At 32.2% G+C, this 3,141-nt stretch carries 3 protein-coding genes; all 3 read left to right on the top strand.

Annotated elements, in window-relative coordinates:
• Positions 1–795: 795 nt before the first annotated feature.
• The 3 genes from AC3ASS_RS13885 (at position 796) to AC3ASS_RS13875 (ending at position 2,929) form a co-directional block, all read left to right on the top strand.
• Entirely contained in the window at positions 796–1,959 is a 1,164-nt protein-coding gene (locus AC3ASS_RS13885) for an IS256 family transposase (RefSeq protein ID WP_488284103.1), read from the top strand.
• A 243-nt stretch (positions 1,960–2,202) separates the two neighbouring features.
• A complete protein-coding gene (locus AC3ASS_RS13880; RefSeq protein ID WP_488284102.1) occupies positions 2,203–2,748 on the top strand; it encodes a hypothetical protein in 546 nt (181 codons plus the stop codon).
• A 1-nt stretch (position 2,749) separates the two neighbouring features.
• Positions 2,750–2,929 carry a hypothetical protein gene (locus tag AC3ASS_RS13875; RefSeq protein ID WP_161522360.1) on the top strand — a complete coding sequence of 60 codons (180 nt, stop codon included), beginning with the start codon at positions 2,750–2,752 and terminating at the stop codon, positions 2,927–2,929.
• Positions 2,930–3,141 lie beyond the last annotated feature (212 nt).

Here is a 3,141-nt window from a genome sequence, read left to right as displayed (position 1 = left end):
TCATAGTAGTTGCATGAAATAATCAAATTTGAACATGTACCTTAAAAAAATTGTTCAATTTTGTGTTGACATACCAATCAATAAATATCAAATGTATACTCCATTTCCTTAACTGGGCAGTTCATGGTCATAAATGTCCAATTTAAAGGCATGAATAAGAACAATGCTTGATATTTAGTGGAATGGAGTGGGTTATACAGTTTGTTTAGCCTATTTTTACTCCCACTGCGTTATTGTTAAGTGAAGCGTTATTTAGTTACACTAGCATTTTCCTTCTTTCAATTAATCTTATACTTTCATATTGGATCTACGTCAAGTTTTTGGACACAAAAACTTGACGTAGATCCATATGACTCTATTGGAGTTAACTATAAAATAGAAATCAATGTATATAATTTCATATATTTAATTTATGCAGGAAGTCGCAATTTTTTGTAACAGCAGTTATACTAAATTAAGTTTCCTCTATCAAAATCTTCTTGAACACCATTTCAAAGGGCTGTTTTTTTCATATTCACTTTAACCACTTTACAAACTCAATGTATTATTTCATTCCTTTTTTAGTCTAATTTCTGTGTATTGTATATGAAAATAGAACTATTTATAAACATAAGACTAAAGCATCTAAATTTTTAAAAGTAAAAATGTTAAATTATAATTGAAATTACAAAATAATACAATTGAATTTGTGGATGATGTATAAAATTTTGTGTAAGCAAATTTCTAGATAAATAAAAATAGGTAGGGTATTCTCAGATTTGCTACCAAACAAATTGAGAAAGGATGACCCTACCTATGTCTAGTAGTATACATAACTCTGACTTCGGAAATCAACTAGAAAATATGATTCGTGAATTTGTCAAAGAAAAATTAGAGCTCATCATGAAAGAAGAAATCAAAAACTTTCTAGAAGTAGAACAGAAGGAGGTTCATAACTCCAGAAATGGGTATTACACCCGTTCTTTGGATACTAAGTATGGAAAAATTGATCAGCTTTATGTTCCACGAGATCGAAATGGGGATTTTCAAACCCAACTATTTGAACCTTATCAACGCCGCGATGGTTGGCTCGAAGAAGCGATTATTAAAATGTACCAAAGTGGGATGAGCACTCGAGAAATCGGTAAATTTATCGAACGAATTCTTGGTTCTAGTTACTCCCCAACCACGATAAGCAATATTACAGATGCGACGATAGAAGACATTCGAAAATGGCAACAACGTCCACTCAATAAGCGTTATTCTGTCCTTTACCTAGATGGCTTATATATAAAAGTCCGTCGTGATACGTATGCGAAGGAAGTCATTTATATCGTCCTTGGAGTCAATGAAGATGGCTATCGAGAAATATTAGGTTTCTATGTTGGAGGTCAAGAAAGCGCTCTTGGATGGCAAGAAATTCTTCAAGATTTATATCAGCGTGGAGTAAAAGAAGTATTACTTGGCGTGTTTGATGGTCTTAATGGCTTAGAAGAAGCTTTTAAATCTGTCTTTCCAAAAGCCGATGTACAACGATGTGTCGTGCACAAAGTCAGAAATACATTAAATAAAGTCAGAAAGAAAGACCAAATAGAAGTGGCAGAAGATTTAAAGCTCATTTATCGTGCCACGACAAAAGAAGCAGCGATACAAGCATTTCGTGAATTCGAGAAAAAGTGGTCCAAAAAATACGCAAGAGAAGTACAATCATGGGAAAAAGATTTAGACGTTTTACTCACGTTTATGAAATATCCACTAAGCATACGAAGTGTCATATACACGACAAACGCGATCGAAAGAACCATTAAAGACATACGTAAACGACTAAAGACGATGAACAGTCTTTCAAGTATAGAAGCTGCGGAGAAAATCACGTACTTGACCATTCAAGACTATAACGAAAAATGGTCGAATAGAAAATTACGAGGTTTTTCAAACGCCTATCAAGCCCTACAAGAAATGTTCGAAGAAAGATACTAAAATTTGTAAGTATGTAAGGATATATGAAAGGACGTGCGTTTCCCACTAGGAGACTGAATATTCAGTCTCCTAGTGGGAAACAGATAAATGAATTTATTATCAAATACAGCATAATCTGAGGATACTCTATAGAACCTTACACAAAATTCTTGACGTTACCAATTTGTGGGAGGTGAAATTTACATATATTAATCTATTAACTTATTATTATCAACATTAATAATTTGTGAGGTGGGTTAATCAATGAGAAGATTTTTTAATAAGACTTTGCTATTAGTTATTGTAACAACATTAATTTTGTCTACACTTGGAAGTACAAGCTTAAACTTGAGCGCAAGCGCAGAAAAAAATAACATCGATCAACAAGCACTTGAACAAGAAATAAAAATGGAATTAGAATTTTATTTTGATAGAATTGGTGAGTTTGATGAAAATGGAAATTATGTAATAAAGGATGAAGAATTACTAAAAAAGCAAATTGAATCGGGCGATGAGATTGCAACCCAGTTATATGAATTATCCAAACTAAATCATTCTGAACCATTAGTAGGTATAAATGGTGCTTCAGAATTTGCTACATGTGTGGTTAATAAATTTGCTAATAGTTATGGTACTATAGCTAGACAATTTGCAACAGGTGCTATCTATACTTATATTAAGAACAAGCAATATGATTTAGCTGCTCAATTAATGGCGAAAACTCTAATAAAAGCTGGTTTTAAAGTAAATGCAGCTAGCCTTGCCATTGAGGCTGCTGTTTATGGCTGGCAATGTAGGGGAAAGTGGTAAAATGTCTTCAGTAGTTTTTATTAGTATATTAATTGGATTAACTGTAATTGGAATATTTATATGGACGTTTGGGAAACGATCTGTAAATTCTGACCATGAAACATTTAAATACGCAACTTATTTACTTTTAATAACTCTATTACAATTAGGGTTCGTAGTTTATTCGGTTTTAATCGATTAAGAAAATCTCTATTTCTGAAGAGGAACCATTTATAATTGTGAAAGAGGAGTAGGTGTATAAAAATTTTACACATTTTTTACACAGAAAAAATGTAAATTCTTATAACAACAGGGTTTATACTAATTTTTATACCCCGACCACCGGTATCTTTATGTAAATTTTAGTGAAGATAAGAAATTCACGAAAGTCCAAAAATGTTGATGCATCAACTT

This window comes from Bacillus sp. JST-5 (assembly GCF_057747715.1).
Note: the sequence above shows the minus strand (reverse complement) of the source record. Positions and strands in the feature narration are given on the sequence as shown.

What these genes read in the sequence shown, in the direction of transcription:
- AC3ASS_RS13885 (WP_488284103.1), top strand. Translation starts at nt 796, where the DNA reads ATGTCTAGTAGTATACATAACTCTGACTTCGGAAATCAACTAGAAAAT.
- AC3ASS_RS13880 (WP_488284102.1), top strand. Translation starts at nt 2,203, where the DNA reads ATGAGAAGATTTTTTAATAAGACTTTGCTATTAGTTATTGTAACAACA.
- AC3ASS_RS13875 (WP_161522360.1), top strand. Translation starts at nt 2,750, where the DNA reads ATGTCTTCAGTAGTTTTTATTAGTATATTAATTGGATTAACTGTAATT.